The 15,608-nt window shown below is 58.4% G+C and carries 14 protein-coding genes and 1 pseudogene; 1 reads left to right on the top strand and 14 read right to left on the bottom strand.

All coding sequences use genetic code 11. The annotated features are described in order from the left end of the window. Positions 1-45: 45 nt before the first annotated feature. From EL26_RS05200 to EL26_RS05185, 4 genes are all read right to left on the bottom strand, one after another. Positions 46-2,061: an IucA/IucC family protein gene (locus EL26_RS05200; RefSeq protein ID WP_052036017.1), complete on the bottom strand. Its 2,016-nt coding sequence runs from the start codon at positions 2,059-2,061 to the stop codon at positions 46-48. A 31-nt stretch (positions 2,062-2,092) separates the two neighbouring features. Continuing rightward, on the bottom strand, positions 2,093-4,039 hold the full coding sequence (locus EL26_RS05195) for an IucA/IucC family protein (protein WP_152559177.1): 1,947 nt from the start codon (positions 4,037-4,039) through the stop codon (positions 2,093-2,095). A gap of 198 nt (positions 4,040-4,237) precedes the next feature. Further along, positions 4,238-5,206: an ABC transporter substrate-binding protein gene (locus EL26_RS05190; protein ID WP_161780659.1), complete on the bottom strand. Its 969-nt coding sequence runs from the start codon at positions 5,204-5,206 to the stop codon at positions 4,238-4,240. A 62-nt stretch (positions 5,207-5,268) separates the two neighbouring features. Beyond that, positions 5,269-6,141 carry a GNAT family N-acetyltransferase gene (locus EL26_RS05185; RefSeq protein WP_038085289.1) on the bottom strand — a complete coding sequence of 291 codons (873 nt, stop codon included), beginning with the start codon at positions 6,139-6,141 and terminating at the stop codon, positions 5,269-5,271. Between the two features lie 142 nt (positions 6,142-6,283). On the opposite strand from EL26_RS05185, the gene EL26_RS05180 reads away from it, so the two are divergent. After that, positions 6,284-6,472 carry a hypothetical protein gene (locus EL26_RS05180; RefSeq protein ID WP_038085286.1) on the top strand — a complete coding sequence of 63 codons (189 nt, stop codon included), beginning with the start codon at positions 6,284-6,286 and terminating at the stop codon, positions 6,470-6,472. An 84-nt stretch (positions 6,473-6,556) separates the two neighbouring features. Here the strand turns inward: EL26_RS05180 and EL26_RS05175 are convergent, their stop codons facing one another. The 10 genes and pseudogenes from EL26_RS05175 to EL26_RS05130 all read right to left on the bottom strand — a co-directional run bounded on the left by EL26_RS05175 (position 6,557) and on the right by EL26_RS05130 (position 15,601). Then, entirely contained in the window at positions 6,557-7,300 is a 744-nt protein-coding gene (locus EL26_RS05175; protein ID WP_038085284.1) for an MBL fold metallo-hydrolase, read from the bottom strand. Continuing rightward, positions 7,297-8,418, bottom strand: coding sequence for a tRNA 2-selenouridine(34) synthase MnmH (mnmH, locus tag EL26_RS05170; protein ID WP_052036016.1), 1,122 nt, complete (start codon positions 8,416-8,418; stop codon positions 7,297-7,299). Before mnmH ends, EL26_RS05175 begins: the two co-directional genes overlap by 4 nt. 123 nt (positions 8,419-8,541) lie before the next feature. Continuing rightward, positions 8,542-9,102 (bottom strand): annotated as a pseudogene (gene pduL, locus EL26_RS05165) (phosphate propanoyltransferase); the annotation flags it as partial. Between the two features lie 104 nt (positions 9,103-9,206). After that, entirely contained in the window at positions 9,207-10,043 is an 837-nt protein-coding gene (locus EL26_RS05160) for a PHP domain-containing protein (protein WP_038085282.1), read from the bottom strand. Positions 10,044-10,049: 6 nt separating this feature from the next. Further along, a complete protein-coding gene (locus tag EL26_RS05155) occupies positions 10,050-10,991 on the bottom strand; it encodes a dipeptidase (protein ID WP_038085280.1) in 942 nt (313 codons plus the stop codon). 124 nt (positions 10,992-11,115) lie between these two features. Then, entirely contained in the window at positions 11,116-11,376 is a 261-nt protein-coding gene (spoVS, locus tag EL26_RS05150; protein ID WP_015758542.1) for a stage V sporulation protein SpoVS, read from the bottom strand. Between the two features lie 171 nt (positions 11,377-11,547). After that, on the bottom strand, positions 11,548-12,342 hold the full coding sequence (locus EL26_RS05145; protein ID WP_038085275.1) for a TIGR00282 family metallophosphoesterase: 795 nt from the start codon (positions 12,340-12,342) through the stop codon (positions 11,548-11,550). Between the two features lie 18 nt (positions 12,343-12,360). After that, a complete protein-coding gene (locus EL26_RS05140) occupies positions 12,361-12,867 on the bottom strand; it encodes a hypothetical protein (RefSeq protein ID WP_038085274.1) in 507 nt (168 codons plus the stop codon). Positions 12,868-12,987: 120 nt separating this feature from the next. Beyond that, positions 12,988-14,529 (bottom strand): ribonuclease Y, encoded by a 1,542-nt coding sequence (gene rny / locus EL26_RS05135; protein ID WP_038085273.1) that lies wholly within the window; start codon positions 14,527-14,529, stop codon positions 12,988-12,990. A gap of 130 nt (positions 14,530-14,659) precedes the next feature. Then, entirely contained in the window at positions 14,660-15,601 is a 942-nt protein-coding gene (locus tag EL26_RS05130; RefSeq protein WP_038085270.1) for a regulatory protein RecX, read from the bottom strand. Positions 15,602-15,608: the final 7 nt, after the last annotated feature.

Raw genomic sequence — 15,608 nt, 5'->3', positions numbered from 1 at the left:
AAAAAAAGCAGTGCCAAGGCCCCGCCCCTTGCACTGCTTTTTTCTTCAGCTGTAGAGAAGCGGGTTGGTGACGGTGGCGTACGAATAGCCGTCCTCGCGGGACGAGAGCCGCATGGTGGTCAGCGCTTTGTGCAACACGTCGCGGTGATACAGCGCGTCACGGTCCGCACGGGCTCCCTCGGCGATCTGCGGGTCGGCGAGCAGTTCGGCAAACACTTCGTCGCTGATGCGGCGGATCTCTTGCCAAAGCGACGCTTCCGAGAGGTCGTACTTCTTGCACAACTGCAGGATGATCTCGGCGAGGTGATTTTGGTAGACGGTGTAGAACACTTTGTTTTGCATTTCGCGCACCTCTTCCGTCAACACGACAGAGCCCGGCATCAACTCCACCTGCAAGCCCTGTCTCGCCAAGCGCTCTTCGGAGATGCGCACGCCGCCCCAGTCGCGGAACAACAGCCGCTGCGGACGTCCGGCGCGAAACACGCCGACGCTGTTTTGCAGATGCCCTTCCAGTCCGATGCCGTACTTGACCAAGAGCGTCAAGAAACCCGGCACGGCGATTTGGGCGTACTCTGTGAAAAACGCCCTCGCCGCGTCCGCCGCACTCTCCGCTCCCGCCGTCTGCGCATACGCCTCGACCAACTCTTCCAACACGGTGCGCCCGCTGACCGGAGATTCGGCGTAGTAGGCAATCCCTGCGATCGCCAATTCGCCCGGCTGCACGTGCTCGGAGACGTCTTCGCGCCAAACGGCGGTCAAGTTGCGGCTTTTCAGCGTCTGCAAGCCGGGATCGTTCTCTTCCTCGCCCGGTTGAAAATAAAACCCGGCGATCTCGCAGACCGGCACGAACGTCCCGGCCAACTGCGGCTCCCGCGCCATGATCGAACGGATCAGCGCGGAGATTCGCGGCCCGTTGTACGCGGTCTGGCGCGAGATGGAACGGACGGTCGACGTCATCTGGGAGTTGACGGCGACTTTGACGGCGAGACGGCGCGCTTTTTTCCCCGCCTGATCGGAGATGACCGTGCGAAACGAAGACGTCGCGCCCGCCGCCGTCATCACGCCCGGCAGCGGCACCACGATGCCCTGCGTCAGCTCCCGGCGGTAGAGGTCGCGCAGCGCATGCTCATACTGCCACGGATGCACCGGCACGGCGAGATAATCGCGCTCGTCAAGCCCGAGCCGCTCCATCTCCATCCGCACGCCTTGCGCCACTTCCGGCCACTCGGCAAACAGGGCGGCGTTCGGCTCGCCCGCGCCCCGCTCGTACGACCAGCCCGCCCGCTCGCGGGAGATCGCCACCCAGCGCAAACGCGGCCGCCCTTGAAACTCCGGCGCGTAGGCGAGCACATCGCGCGGCTCCATGCCCATTTTCGTCTTCGCGCCGGGATGCAAGTTGTGCCCTTCGACGCACATCTGCTCAAAGAACAGCGACGCGTCGAAATCCGCGCGCAATTTTTGCAGAGATTCCGCCAGTTGCAGCGACGTGCGCGCCTCCACTTGCGCGGCAATCCCTTGCCAATGGACTTGTTGCTCCGCGGCGTACGCGAACGCCAGCGCGAGGTTGGCGCTGCCGTTTTGCAACTCCCGCGCCAACTGCAGCCATTCCCGCTGCGGCAGTCCTTCTTCGACCCATTCCTTCTGCTCCAAACACTCCAACAATTCGACAGGGTGTGTCAAAGGTCTGACCTTATCCCCGAAGCGGTGGCGGATCTCACCGTCCACTTCGAGGCGGCGAAACGCGTACGTGCGCCCGACGGGGATCAGCAGGAATTCGTCAAGCGCCGGGTCGAGCGTGACTTGCAGCCAGGTCTGCCCGCCCTCCAGCACCGTCACGCTGCTCGAGTAGATTCCCAGCACATCTTCGCGCAACAGCGATTCCGCCAAGCGCCGCAAAATCGACGCCCGCGCTCGCGGCAAGTGCGCCCGGTAGGCGGCTGTCAGCTCGGGGCGCTCCGACAGCAAAAACACCATCACCCGTTCTTCTTCTTCATCAAGCCGCCCGTCCCGCAGGCGTTCACACAGCAAATTGAACTCTTCTGTCTGCAATCTGGCTGTCATCTGTGGTGTCATCTTAGGTGTCCTCTCCTGCTTAATAAGAGTCGGCCAGCGGGTTTGGCACGCGCGCAAACGTGTAGGACGTCACATCGCCCAATAGGCGCATCGTCGCCATCGCTTTCAAATCGAGCGTCGGCGCAAACAGCGCGGCTTCGTCGTCCGCCGCCTGTTGTCCGAACGGGCCGCCCTCTTGTTTCAAATCGGCAAACACGCGGCGGCAAACGGTTGCAACCGCGTGCCAGAGCGGTTTTTCCCCTGTGTCAAGGGAGCGGACGATGCTCGTGATCAACTCGCCAAAGTGATTTTGAAACACCGGATAGTAGATCTTATTCCGCATATCGTGAACATCGTCGATCACGGTCGCCGAACCGGGAAAAAATTCCGCCTGCAAACCCTGGCGCGCGATTCGCTCCCGCAAGATGCGCACGCCGCCGAAATCGCGCACGATCATCCGCGCCGGCGCGCCGTCCCGAAACACGGCGACGGAGTTTTGCAGATGCCCTTCCAGCGAGATGCCGTAGCGGCTCATCACCGTCAAGAACCCCGGCAGCGCCGTTTCGGCGTACGCCCGCATCCACGCCGTCGCCGCCTCGTGCAAATTCTCGATGCCGTTTCGCGCCGCATACCGCTCGATCAATTCGCGGGCGATGCTCGTGCCGCTGATCGGCGAGGCGGCGAGCAGGGCGGACCCCGGCATCGCAATCTCTCCGTCCTGCACGTGATTCTCCGGGTTCTCGCGCAGAATCGACGCAAGCTGTTTGCCAAGCAGGGCGTCTTCTTGCCCCGAGGGGCGGTAGTACACGCCCGCTTCCTCTGTCAGAATCCAAAAACGACCGTCAAAGTGCCGTTCGCGGTCTTGAATCAGGGTAAAGAGGCGGGAGAGCAACGGACCGTTCTGCGCGGAGTTGGGCGAAACGGTGCGCACCGCTCCGGTGGTTTGGACGTTGACGGCGGTCTTGATGTGATGTTTGCCTTCGCCCCGCTTCTGCACGGGAGCGAGCGAGCGAAACGACATCAAAGCGTATGTCGGAATGCGGGTCTCCGGAAGCGGCACGACTTCTTGCGCTTCGATGGCGTGTCGAAACAGCGCGGGCAACGTATGCTCATACTGCCACGGATGCACCGGGATCAGCTCATAGTCGTCGGGCTGGAGGCCCTTGGCGGTCAAACTCGCCGCCACCCGCTCCCGCAAGCCCGGATGTTCGGCGAAGAGGATGTCGCTCGGGCTCTGCTTCGCGTACGAAATCCAGCGGCAATGGTCCTTATGAACCGCGACCGGCACGACTTCCGGCATGGCTCCCCACTCCGGCGAATCGCGCAGCACGTCCATCGGGTCGAGCCCCATCTTGATCTTGGCGCCCGGATGCAGCGGATGCCCTTCCACCACCCACTGTTCAAAAAACGCAAGCGTCGAAAATGCCTCCTCCGCCGCCGCCCGCTTCTCTGCATATTCCACCGCCGTAGAACAACCCAGACGCTCTGCGTCCGGCATCAGGTCCGCTCTGCGCCGCTCGGCTCCTGCGAGAGCGAGGGCGAGGTTGGCGGCGCTGTTTTGCATCTCGCGGCGGAATCGGAGGAGCAACTCCGCCGGCACCCCTTCCGCTTCCAGCAAATCGACCAACAGCGCGGGGTGGTCAAGCACGGCGGATTCCCCGGTTGGCGAAATCACCTGCAAGTCCCCTTCCCCCAAATCAAAGCGGCCGAGCGAATGGCGGCACGATACCGGAACCCGCAACCGACTGCCTCCCGCCAGTTCGAGGGTCAACACGCGCCCCGATTCCTGCCACAGGCTGCGCTCGCCAAGCCCGGCGATGTTCTCGCGGACAACCGCTTGCACCAACCGCTGCAAAATCCCGCGCCGTCCGTATGGAATCTGCTGCCGAAACCGCTCGGCCAATTCCGGTTGCTCCGCGCTCAGAGCCTGCCAAATTCGCTCTTCCTCCGCGTCCAACACTCCACTCAACACCCCTGCATCCGTCACTCTGCCTCACCTCGTTGTTCGTAAACTGATAAAAACGGACACCCCTAGGATAAAGAGTAATCAAGCCGTAAGTCAAGCATACATTTGCATAAACTTACATAATTGTAATCAGCTCCTTATATGAAATGAAATATGGGTCATGAAAATAAAAAAAGAGGCTGAAATATTGGATCAGCCTCTCGAACAGATGCGTACGAATTAATGCGATACCTGTGCCGTCAACAGCGGCAATGCGTCGTCAATGATCTTGCTCGCCGCGATCGGACCGCGCCCGCGCGACCATAAATTGCGGTCGACTTCGAGGAAATGGCGGTTTTTGACCGCGCTCAGGTTTTGAAACAACGGGTCGTCTCGGTAGCCGAGCGTTTCGCCATAGAAAAATATATAGTCCGGGTCGAGATCGGCCAGTTGCTGCAAACTCAGAACGGAAACGTCGTTGCCCCCTAAATTGTCCACTTTCTGGGCAGCCATGTCATAGGACAGCCCCAGGTCTTTCATCAGCGAGCCGACAAACGAATTGGAAATCCAGACGGTGAGTTCTTCGCCGAATCCGCCGATGACGAGAACGGACGGCTTGTCTTGGATCTTCGCTTTGGTGTTGTTGATCTTCGACAGGAGGTCAAGCTTTACTTTCTCCGCTCGCTCCTTGCAATCGAGCACGTCGCCGAGTACGGTCACATTGTCCAGCATCTCTTGGTACGACGTATCGTTGAGCGCAAGAGTCGGCGCAATCGTTTGAAGTTGCGCTTTGACGTTTTGGCTGCGGTCCGGGTCGGCGATGATCAAGTCGGGCTTGATATGGCGAATCATATCCAAGTTCGGTTCGTTGCGGTCGCCCACGTAGGAGTACCCTTGGACTTTGTCTTGGATGTACTCCGGCACCTGCGTTTGTCCCGTTCCCGCCACCCCTGCGGGCTGGATGCCAAGCGATATCAGCGCGTCGGTCAGCGAGAAATCGAGCGCGACGATTTTTTTCGGCGTGCCTTGGATCGTCACATCGCCCCACATGTTGTGGATGATTTTTTCCTGCGGGGCGGCGGCGCTCACGGGGTCTGCCGGTTTCGTTAACGAATCCTTCTGCTGCGACCCGCACCCGCTCATCATCGTTGTCATCAGCAAGAGCCCCGCCATCCACAATGACGCTCTCGACCTCATTCGCTTCTTCATCATCGTTCCTCCATCCATCCCTCGTCTGCAAAAAAAAGCCCCAAATAAACCTCGGGGCTCTCTCACGGTGTTTTCAATGTCATCCGGCTGATCTCAGAAGTCTGCACGCGTTGGAAACCCAAGCTGTTGTATAACTCGTAAGCGGTTGTGTTGGTGGTCACCACAGAGAGCGTGACCGGGTTCGCGCCGCGCTCCAGCATGCGGTTGACCGCGAATTGCGCAAGTCGACGGCCGTATCCTTGGCCTTGAAACTCCGGAGCGATGAAGAGATCGTCGATCTCCGTCGGACCCTTCACGGCAAACGAGCCGATCATCTTCGTTCTCGCTTCCTCTTCTGCGCACACATAGATGAACTCGCGATGCTGCAACAGAAGGTCGCGGGATTGCTTCGTCACCGACTCGGTCAACGCATACGGGCGGCAATCGTTCTCGCGGCGCAACTCGTAAAACGCGTCGCTCAAACTCTGCACATAGCGGTCAAAGTCCCGGTCCTCATACTCGCGAACCGGCAAGTCCGGCTCCGGAAACTTCTCTCCCGTATACTGCATCAGGTGCAGCCCCAGCCAGCGTTCAAACCCCCGCTTGGCAAAAAAATCACGGGCACCGCCCTCTTCCTCCTCCAGACGGTATTGCACCGTCAACGTGTCGGGATCGGCGGCAAGCACAGCGGGCCACGCCCTCTCCCACAGCGCGCCTCCGATGCCGCGGTTGCGGGCGGCAGGGTCTGTGAGCAGGTACAGCTCCACCGTCTTGCCAAGCGAGGATCGCTCGACCGCGTTCACGGCCGCCACGCCCTGCAGGACGCCTCTCTGCTCATACAGGTAGACGATGCTGTCTGCCAGCACATCGGTGGCTTCTTGCGGGTGCATGGACGTGCAACGGGTGACCCAGTCCAGCACCGCTGGCAAGTCGCGCGCCCGGTATTTGCGAATCACGGAACATTTCCCTCCAAGACGAGATCCTTACAAAAATTCCACACCTTAACGTTAGCACAATTTTCATTGCATGTCTCCTGTGTTTTATGGATACTCTACACTGCGAGTACAGACCAATCCGGTGAAAGGTGGGAATGCACACATGCCGAACCACAAGAACATCTTCCGAAACAAAGTCGACTTTGCCCGTGAAGAGTTCGCCACCGAACTGTACAAGCCTGCGGGGAGACCGCGTCCGCGCGAACACAAATCGCAGACCGGTCAACAGCCGACGCACAGCTTGACCCACAAGTCGAGGAAGCGTAAACTCTCCGACAAAATCGGGCAGTAAGCGCAGCGAGGCACCCATATGGCGAACCCCGCGTCTCCGAGGAGGCGCGGGGTGTTTTTTTACCAGTATCAATTCGATTTCGAATCAGATTTCGAAGACATCGCCTTTGTTCGCGATCAGCACTTCGCGCCCGAATTCGGCTTCCGCTTCCGCTTTGAGCTCCGAACGGTCGTAGTCCGGGTAGAAGTGCGTCAAACACAGCGTTTTGACGTTTCGGCGCTTGCCGATTTCGCCCACTTCCTTGGACGTGAGGTGGCCGATGAAGTCAGGGCCTTTGTCTTTGTGCAGCCAAGACGCTTCACAGAGGAAAAAGTCTGCGCCCTCGGCGATTTTTTCCAAGTTCTCTGACATGCCGGAGTCGCCGGAGAACACGAAGCGCTTGCCTTGGTACTCCGCGGAAATCGCCAAGCACGGCACGGCGTGCACGGTGTTGGTGAACGTGAACTTCATGCCGCACAGCATCACTTCCGACCGGGCGTCAAGCGGCACGGCTTGCACATGGTCTTCAAACGGGAGGGTGGCGAAATCGCTCTCCGGTTCTTTGTTCGCGTAGATCGTCAGCGGTTGTTCGCGGTGTCCGTGCAGGCGGTGGATCATCACCGCATAGCGCAGCACCGGAATGTCGACCGTGTGGTCCGCATGGTGGTGCGTGACGATCAGCGCGTCGATGTCCTTGACTTCGACGTGCTTCAGCAGTTCGGACACCACGCCGCTGCCGCAGTCGATCAGCACGTTGCCTTCCTCCGTGGACAGCAACAGGCCGGTGGTCGCACCGCCTGGAGCCGGAAACGGCCCCGTCTCACCCAAAATTCGCAGTTTCATCGTCATGACATGATCTCTCCCTTGCTCCGGTTCATCTCTCGGTTCATCTCTCGGTTCTGCTCTTGTTTTTTCTCGCGGTCCACCTGCTCCGCCAACTCTTCCAGACGCAGAACCGCCCGGTTCAGGTCGTCTGCGTTGACGGTGAGCATCTCCGACTGATAGGTGTGCAATTTGTGCGTGTACTTCGGATCGTAATACAGCTCCAACAACTGCGCGGTGAACAGCGCGTACTCGCCCTTCTCCAACAGCTCTTGCAACTGGGCGAGTTGATCGCGCGGCATGCGCTTGCGGATGTGGCCGAGCGCATCGCCGAGCTCCTGTTTGAGCTGCTCCGGGTCGCCGTTGGACAAGTAATCGTCCATCAGGCGCTCCACGCGGTTCGCAAGCGACGCCTCGATCACCACGTGCACGCCGTGGATTTTATCTAGCTCCAACCACTCCGGCATCACGGAGTGCCCGATGCGGCGGCTTTCCGCCTCCATGAAGATCGGACGCTCCGGGTCGAGATCGCGGATCGCTTCCCAGAGTTCGGAGTCGAAGATTTTTTGGCTGGACGGTTTGCCAAGCCCGATGGCGCCGAACACCGACCCTCTGTGGTTCGCCATGCCTTCGAGATCGAGCACTTGGTGGCCGCGCTCTTTGAGCATCAGCAGAATCCGCGTCTTGCCGACGCCGGTGTTGCCGTGCAGCACGACCGGCGCGCTCGGCAAGCCTTCATACGTTGAAAGCCCCTCCAACACCAGTTGGCGGTACGCGCGATAGCCGCCGCGCAGACGCATGACGTTGTATTTCAACAAGGACATAAACGTGCAGGCGGCAAAGCTGCGCATCCCGCCCCGCCAGCAGAAGATCACCAACTCGCCTTGCTTCATCAGCTCTTCCATCTGCTCGACCAGTTGGGGAATTTTCGGCGAAACGGTCAACATCGCCAAGCGGCGCGCGGCGGCGGGGCTCTCCTGCTTGTACACCGTCCCGATCATCGCCCGTTCTTCGTTCGTAAACAGCGGCACGTTCACAGCGCCTGGAATCGTGCCTTCCGCAAATTCGCCGGGCGAGCGCACGTCGATCAGCACTCGCTCCGGCACATCGTACAGTTCTTTGGCGTCAATCTCATGAAATCCCATAGTTATCCTGCTCCATCAACCGACAGATTCCGTCGTTTTTTCATGCTGCGGGCTCGAATCATCGCGAATGATCTCATTTCCGTGGAAATGCGGCATCGGTTGCGCCTTCAAGCCCTCCAGCTCGATCATTTCCGCTTCGTCCCCGGACTGCAACCCGGCCGCGTTCGCTTCGTCGGTGTCGAGGTGGAAATCCAATTTGTATTTCGGGGACACTCGGGCGGTCACGTTTTCAAAAATCAACCCGCGCTCGCCGGTCGTGCGCAAGGTCAGCGACTGTCCGTCGCGCACGCCGTAGCGCCGAGCATCCTCCGGGGAAAAATGCACGTGGCGCTTCGCCACGATCACGCCCTGTGTAAGCGTCACTTGGCCCTGCGGCCCGATCACGGTGATACCGGGCGTCTGCTCCAGACGACCGGACTCGCGCACCGGCGGTTGCAGGCCCAGTTTCAAGGCGTCGGTCTTGGAGATTTCCAATTGCGTTTCCGGCCGCACCGGCCCCAGCACGCGCACGTTTTGAATCGTGCCGCGCGGGCCTCGCACGTCGACCTTCTCTTCGGACGCAAACTGACCGGGCTGCGACAGTGGTTTTTTGGGGTGCAACCGGGCACCTGCACCGAACAGCGCGGTGAGGTGCTCTTGGCTTAGATGAACGTGCCGGGCTGATACGCCAACCGGAATTTGCATCCAATTCTCCCCCTCACATTATAGCGATTTCAATTCCATCTGGCAGTAGTTTTCCTCAAAAACAAAAAAGACCACCTGTTAGAAACAGGCGGTCGTCACAGATTTTACCCCTTTTGGCTTCGCAGGTACGCCGATTTCTCCTGCAGACGGCGCACCACATCGAGCGGCACGTTCACAGACCCGAGTTCGCCGCGATGCTCGGCACCGGCGCCGTGGAAGTCGGAGCCGCCCGTGGCGATCAGGCCGTGATGCTCGGCGAGGGCGAGGTAGTGCTTGCGCTGCTCGTCATCGTGGTCGGGATGCAGCGCTTCCAACCCCGCGAGGCCGTGCGGAACCAATTCGTCGAACAGATAGTCTTTGCCGATCAGTCCGGGATGTGCCACAACGGGCACACCGCCCGCTTCGAGGATCACGTTGACCCCTTCGACGGGCGTGACTTTCATGCGGGAAACATAACCCGGTTTCCCGTATCCTAAGTATTTGTCAAACGCTTCCGGCATGGAGGAGACATAGCCTTTTTTCATCAGGACGCGGGCGAAGTGCGGGCGGCCGATGGCCCCCTGCGCTTCTGCTTGCACCTCTTCGCGAGTGATGTCGATTCCCGCTTCTTGCAGTTTGACGACCATCTTCTCCATGCGGTTGACGCGGTCTTCGCGCATCTTGGTCGTCAACTCCACCAACGCCGGGTGGTTCGGGTCGTAGTAATAGCCGAGGACGTGAACTTCCTTGCCCTCAAACACTGTGCTCAGTTCGATGCCCGGCACGATTTCCACGCCGAGTTCACGCCCTGCCGCCTGCGCCTCCGCCACGCCGGCAGTCGTGTCGTGGTCGCTGACCGCGACGGCTGCGAGGCCGTTTTGATGTGCCCGTTCAACCAGTTGGCGCGGCGTAAACGTACCGTCGCTCGCCGTGGTGTGGGCGTGCAAATCTGCAATCGCCATACGCACCTACTCCTTCAGGATACTTTCCAACACGCGCTTGAAGTTGCCTCCACATATCTTGCGCGTGACGTCGTCGCCGTATGCTTTGTTGACCGCTTCGATCAAACGATCGTAGTGCTCGCCGTGCTCCATGTCGATCATCGTCGTCTCGATGCCGTCGAAGTCGGAGCCAAAGCCCAAGTGGTTCTCGCCGCCAAGCGACAAGATATGGTCGATATGGCGCATCAGCGCTGCGATCGACGCTTTGCCTTCGCAGATGAAAGCGGGCACGTAGGTCACGCCGACGACGCCGTTGGTTTTGAAGATCGCCTGCAGCTGCTCATCCGTCAAATTGCGGCGGTGGTCATGGATGGCGCGGGCGTTGGCGTGCGACGCGATGATCGGCGCTTCTGCCATCTCCATCACGTCCCAGAAGCCTTTCGGAGCCAAGTGCGCCACGTCGACCACCATGCCGAGGCGGTGCATCTCGCGGACGACTTCGCGGCCGAATTCGGTCAAGCCGCGGTCTTCCGGTTCACCGACGCCGTCTGCGATGCAGTTGCCGTTGTTCCACGTCAGCCCCATCGCCCGCACGCCCATGCGGTACATCATGCGCAAGAGGCGGATGTCGCCTTGCAAGAGGTCGCCGCCCTCAATCGAGAGCAGGCCGGAACGGACGCCGAGCTCGCGGTTTTTTTGCAAATCGCCGCGCGACAGCACCGGACGGATGCCGTGTTTGCAGATCACTTCATGGAACGTATCAATGTAGCCGAGCGTCATTGTCAATTGCTCTTCCGGGGTGTACGGAGGTCCCGAGAACAACACAAAAAACTGCAAATCAATGCCGGCCTTCGCCAGTCGGTCATAGCCCAGATGCAGCCCCGAGTTCGGATCGTGGAAATCAAGACCTTCCTTCTCCATGCGGTAGAGGATATCGGCATGTCCGTCAATCAAGTAGTGCTTTTCCATCTGTCTTCTCCCCTTCCTCTCTAAAACCTTTCGCTCTGCGAATAAAAAAACCTGCTTATCAGAATTGATAAACAGGCTTCTGCTCATGGAAGAGAAATATGAGTGCCGTATCGGGTATCGACGCTTATCGAGGCTCCACGATCAGTTTGATGGCCGTGCGCTCTTCCCCGTCGATCATGATATCGGTAAAAGCCGGAATGCAGATCAAGTCAACGCCGCTCGGTGCAACGAAACCTCGTGCAATCGCTACTGCTTTTACTGCTTGGTTCAGTGCGCCCGCCCCGATCGCCTGGATCTCAGCATTCCCTCGCTCGCGAAGGACTCCTGCAAGTGCGCCGGCTACAGAATTAGGATTGGATTTTGCTGAAACTTTTAATACATCCATTTGTTCGTACCTCCTTAAAAGGGTCTGGATCGATAGGACACTTTATCTATATTCGCCCTATTCAAAATTATTCCTTCTCTAAAGAAGGCAATTTTCTTAAAATTCGACCATATAACCCTTGAAAGTTTGTTACGATGTAATGGAAGTTTGGCAGACGCTGAAAACTTTCGTTTACACCTTGAAAGGACGATCCGGCGTGATCGAGATGCGTTCCATCTGAACCGCTTTGCCCGCGTCGTTCAAGTCGATCACCACGCCGTGCAGCTGTCCCGCTCCTTGCGCCACTTCAAAGCGGGTCGGCATCTGGGTGAGAAACTTCTGAATCACGGGTTCCTTGGTGAACCCGATGATCGAATCATACGGTCCGCACATGCCCGCATCGGTCAAGTACGCCGTGCCGCCCGGCAAGATGCGGTCATCGGCCGTCTGCACATGCGTATGCGTGCCGACGACAGCCGAGACGCGGCCCGCCAGATAATTCCCCAGCGCGTACTTCTCCGACGTCGCTTCCGCATGCACGTCGACGAAAATATATTTCGCTTGCGTGCCGATCTCATCCAAAACCCGATCCATCGTGCGGAACGGATCGTCATAGTCGCCCATGAACGAACGGCCGAGCACGTTGATGATCGCCGCTTGTTCCTTGCCGACTTTGCACAACGTGTACGGTTGGCCCGGCGTACCGGCCGGGTAGTTTGCCGGTCGGACGATCCGGCGGTCGGAATCGATGTAAGACAACGAGTCTTTTTGATCCCAGACGTGGTTGCCCATCGTCAAGATATCGACTTGCACGTCAAAAAGCGCCTCTGCAAGACGCGAGGTGATCCCGCGGCCGTTGGGCGCGATGTTCTCCGCATTGGCGATGACGAGATCAGGCTGGTAGTGGTCAAACAGTTTCGGCATCCACGCTTCCACCATTTGTTTGCCGGGATGTCCGACGATGTCTCCTAAAAACAAGATACGCACGCTGTACGTTCCTCCGAACTATTTATTGTATACAAACACGCGGCCGCCTTCTCGGTACGCGACGATCGACTTCTCCGACCGCCACGTCTCTTTCTGGCCGAGTATTTGCTCGATGATCTCTTCTTGCGCATACAGCTCTTCCTCTTGCAACGGGAGAGCCTCCGCCCCGATGAGATCGCCGTAAAACTCCACAAACAACTGCATCAGCAAACGAACTTCCACGAGTGTGAGGATTTCCACCCGCTGCTCATAGCCCAGCACCGTCACCCCGTTGAGCGCCGCGTGCTCCACCCGCCCCAACTGCGGGAACTTCGGGTCCACGACCTTGCAGGCTTCATAATATCCTTGGAGAAACTCCACAAACTCCGTTTGACGCTCTGCGTCCACTTGGTCCTTCAACAACACGGTAAACGACAGTGTCTGAGACCCTTGGTTGTAGCGCAGGGAAGCAAGTACCGGGTAGCGGATCAAAAACGAGATCAGCAAGTTCGTGCCCGGCGTTTCCTTCAAGCGTAGTTTTGCCACAGAATCAACACCTTTAAGAAAAAAATCGGTCTTGACACCTATTCGCCTCTTGACAGATAAAATCCTGCAGGTAAATCTAGGCGGTCTTCTGCAAAAAAATAAAGCAGCCGGATGGCTACTTTATTTTGCGTATTCGACGGCTCGGGTCTCCCGGATGACCGTAACTTTGATTTGTCCAGGGTAATCGAGTTCACTCTCGATCTTCTTGGAGATTTCGCGTGCTACGCGTACCGATTCTGCGTCATCGATTTGCTCAGGCTTCACGATGATACGCACTTCACGTCCTGCTTGGATCGCATAAGACTTGTCCACGCCGTCAAACGACTCGGCGATTTCTTCCAATTTCTCCAAACGCTTGATGTAGATATCAAGCGTTTCACGGCGCGCACCCGGGCGAGCTGCGGACAATGCGTCTGCGGCTGCGACCAGCATCGAGATCGGCGACGTAAATTCGATGTCGCCATGATGCGCACCAATCGCGTTTATGACAATCGGGTGTTCCTTGTACTTCTTGGCCAAGTCGACCCCGATCTCCACATGCGAACCTTCCACTTCGTGCGTGATCGCCTTGCCGATGTCATGCAGCAAACCTGCACGCTTGGCAAGTTGCACATCCAGCCCCAGTTCCGCCGCCATGAGGCCGGCGAGATGCGAGACTTCGATCGAATGCTTGAGGACGTTCTGCCCGTAGGAAGTACGGTACTTGAGTCGTCCCAACACTTTGATCAAGTCGGGGTGGATGCCATGAACCCCTGTCTCGAATGTTGCCTGTTCGCCTTCTTCGCGGATGCGATCGTCGATTTCGCGACGAGCTTTCTCCACCATCTCTTCGATGCGGGCGGGGTGAATGCGGCCGTCGGCGACCAGTTTCTCGAGGGCTACGCGCGCGATTTCGCGGCGTACCGGGTCGAACCCGGAGAGGATGACCGCTTCCGGCGTGTCGTCGATGATCAGGTCGATGCCTGTCAGCGTTTCCAGCGCGCGGATGTTGCGGCCTTCGCGGCCGATGATGCGGCCCTTCATCTCGTCGTTCGGCAGAGCCACGACGGAGACAGTCGTCTCGGCGACATGGTCGGCTGCGCAACGCTGAATGGCCGTGGCGATGATTTCCTTCGCCTTCTTCTCAGCTTCGTCTTTCGCTTGATTCTCGATCTCCTTCATCATGATCGCTGCTTCATGACGGCACTCGTTCTCCACGTTCGTCAAAATCAATTGCCGAGCGTCTTCACGAGAGAGACCGGAGATACGTTCAAGTTCAGCCACTTGTTCACGAAGGAGCGATTCCGCGCGTTCCTTCATTTCTTCGATACTACGTTCTTTATTGGAGAGGGTTTCTCCGCGCTTCTCAATCGCTTCGGTCTTGCGGTCGAGCGTCTCCTCCTTCTGGAGCAAGCGACGCTCAAGGCGCTGGATTTCGTTGCGACGTTCGCGGATGTCCTTTTCAGCTTCGGAACGTAAACGGTGAACTTCTTCTTTCGCTTCAAGCACTGCTTCTTTCTTCTTGGCTTCGGCTTCCTTCGCCGCGTTATCCACGATCTGCACCGCTTGGGCTTCAGCCGTCGCGATCTTGCCTTCCGCGATGTTGCGGCGCACCAGATAGCCGATAAATCCGCCAACGAACAAGAAAATAAGTGACAAGAGGATCATTAATACATAATCCATAGAGGGTGACGCCTCCTAGCCAGTCTATTATGATCTGAGCCAGCGATGCGCGTCCTCGGTATGCGAAAGTGTACGGTATGGTGAGACCGAATCAAGCTGTTTATACGCAGTTATAATTATATGTTTTGTGTCAATCATTGTCAAGATTGGCGTGCTGACGGAAACGGCGAACCGCCTCTGCCGTCACAGACCCGGAAAACCCTCGCCGCGCCAAGTATTGCGCGAGTTTTTGCTTTTCTTCATAGGAGAAATCGAGGGGTTTGCGGCCGACTTTCTTTTGCAAAAGTTGCACAGCGGCTTCGATTTCGACGTCGCCTTCAAATTCCGTCGAGATCGCTTCTTCGATGTCGTCGCGGGCAACGCCCTTCTGCTGGAGTTCCCAGCGCAACATCGCTTTGCCGCGCGGTCGAAACCGCGTGCGGTTCTCCACCCACTGGCGGGCAAACTCTCCGTCGTCGAGGTAGCCGTACCCGGCGAGCCACTCGATCGTGCGCTCGGCGACCGCTTCGTCAAACTCCTTGCCCAGCAGGTAGTCGCGCAGTTGCTTGCGCGTGCGCGGCTTTATCCCGAGATACTTCGCCGCCAGATCGCGGGCCCGAAAGCCCTCTTCGTCCCGCCAGACTTCCTGCAGAAAGTCGGCGGTGACGTCGAGGCCCTTTTTCAACCCGTGCCGATACGCGACTTCCCGCCTGATGCCCATCAGGAAGTCGTCGTCCAGAAACAAACTGACCCGATCCGGATTGCCGACCTGCGTGGACAGAGACGTGATCGTGCCGTCGCGAAATTCCGGAATGCGGCGGCCGGAGTGACTGGAGTCTTCAGAGTGAGCGGAGTCGTCAGAGCTGTCCGAATGTCTCTTGCGTCCATAGCTGCTGGAGCGACTGGAGCGACCGGTTTGACCCGACCGCCCGAGGCGGTTTGTGCGCTCATCCTCCCCGTTCTCAGAGTCCTGGGCGTCTGGAACGCCGGTGTCGTTGCCTTCCTCAAAATCATCAGAGCCCCCGGGATGACCCCAGGAGCCCTTCGGAGAGCGGTTTTTGCCGCGTGGATTGCGTTTTTGATTCCAACTCATGCGTGGT

The organism is Tumebacillus flagellatus (assembly GCF_000714935.1).
Lineage (GTDB): Bacteria > Bacillota > Bacilli > Tumebacillales > Tumebacillaceae > Tumebacillus > Tumebacillus flagellatus.
This window is presented reverse-complemented; position numbering and strand designations above follow the sequence as displayed.

Bases quoted from the DNA above. Each gene is read 5' to 3' on its own strand.
- EL26_RS05200 (WP_052036017.1), bottom strand. From the start codon at position 2,061: ATGACAGCCAGATTGCAGACAGAAGAGTTCAATTTGCTGTGTGAACGC.
- EL26_RS05190 (WP_161780659.1), bottom strand. From the start codon at position 5,206: ATGAAGAAGCGAATGAGGTCGAGAGCGTCATTGTGGATGGCGGGGCTC.
- EL26_RS05180 (WP_038085286.1), top strand. From the start codon at position 6,284: ATGCCGAACCACAAGAACATCTTCCGAAACAAAGTCGACTTTGCCCGT.
- EL26_RS05175 (WP_038085284.1), bottom strand. From the start codon at position 7,300: ATGACGATGAAACTGCGAATTTTGGGTGAGACGGGGCCGTTTCCGGCT.
- mnmH (WP_052036016.1), bottom strand. From the start codon at position 8,418: ATGGGATTTCATGAGATTGACGCCAAAGAACTGTACGATGTGCCGGAG.
- EL26_RS05160 (WP_038085282.1), bottom strand. From the start codon at position 10,043: ATGGCGATTGCAGATTTGCACGCCCACACCACGGCGAGCGACGGTACG.
- EL26_RS05155 (WP_038085280.1), bottom strand. From the start codon at position 10,991: ATGGAAAAGCACTACTTGATTGACGGACATGCCGATATCCTCTACCGC.
- spoVS (WP_015758542.1), bottom strand. From the start codon at position 11,376: ATGGATGTATTAAAAGTTTCAGCAAAATCCAATCCTAATTCTGTAGCC.
- rny (WP_038085273.1), bottom strand. From the start codon at position 14,529: ATGGATTATGTATTAATGATCCTCTTGTCACTTATTTTCTTGTTCGTT.
- EL26_RS05130 (WP_038085270.1), bottom strand. From the start codon at position 15,601: ATGAGTTGGAATCAAAAACGCAATCCACGCGGCAAAAACCGCTCTCCG.